The organism is Ruegeria sp. BA2, assembly GCF_056539605.1.
The window spans coordinates 1-819 of the sequence record NZ_JBQFVE010000042.1 but is presented as its reverse complement, the minus strand read 5'-3'; the positions used below and the strand labels follow the sequence as shown (position 1 = coordinate 819).

1 pseudogene is annotated in these 819 nt (G+C 51.6%); it reads right to left on the bottom strand.

Features of this window, described 5'->3' with window-relative positions:
• Positions 1–53: 53 nt before the first annotated feature.
• Positions 54–734, bottom strand: a pseudogene (locus ACR0NN_RS25275) (IS6 family transposase).
• Positions 735–819: the final 85 nt, after the last annotated feature.

The following is an 819-nucleotide window of genomic DNA, read 5'->3' as shown; positions in this document are numbered from 1 at the left end:
GGGATCTGTTGCGAAGATTTTTCTGGCGACAGCGATAGCATTTTACCGGCGGGCTAAGCGGCCAGCTCTGCAAATTGCCGAAACGGACAGACTCCGGGCGTGATTTGACCTTTGCGGATCATGTGTGCCACTTCGATTCCGTCGAGGGTTGCCGCCGCTGAAGCAAACGCCTTGAACCCTAGCATTGGCCGGATGCGTCTTTTGATGAAACGATGGTCCTGTTCCACGATGTTGTTCAGGTATTTCCGCCTCACCATCTCAATTGGGATCGGGCAGCCAAAGCCTTTCAGCATTTTGTTGATCGCCTTGATACCAGCTGTGTTTGCGCCACTTTTGTCGATGACGATCTTACGTGGAAGGCCGTTGACCTCCAGCGTCCGAGCAAAGAATTTGGTGGCGGCGGGTTTGTTTCAACGCTGCGAAAGCATGAAATCAAGCGTCTTACCGTGCTTGTCGACGGCTCGGTAGAGATATACCCAGGACCCTTTCACCTTGATGTAAGTTTCGTCCATTCTCCAAGAACGGTCGCAAGATATTTTGCGGCGGCGCGCGGCCTCAGCAATCGCGCTGGAGTATCTTTTCACCCAGCGGTTCAGTGTAGTGTGGTCCACAGAAACACCGCGCTCACCCATGATTTCCTCCAAGTCACGGTATGAAACACCATATCGAACATAGAAGAAGACCGCGAACAGGATCACATCCTTCGGATATTGCGCACCCTTGAAAGAAATCATGAACTGACTTTCGGCTGAATTACACCGGCCGCTATTCACTCTCTACGTTCTTGAGCGTCAATGGCAAAAAGTTTGCAACAGATCC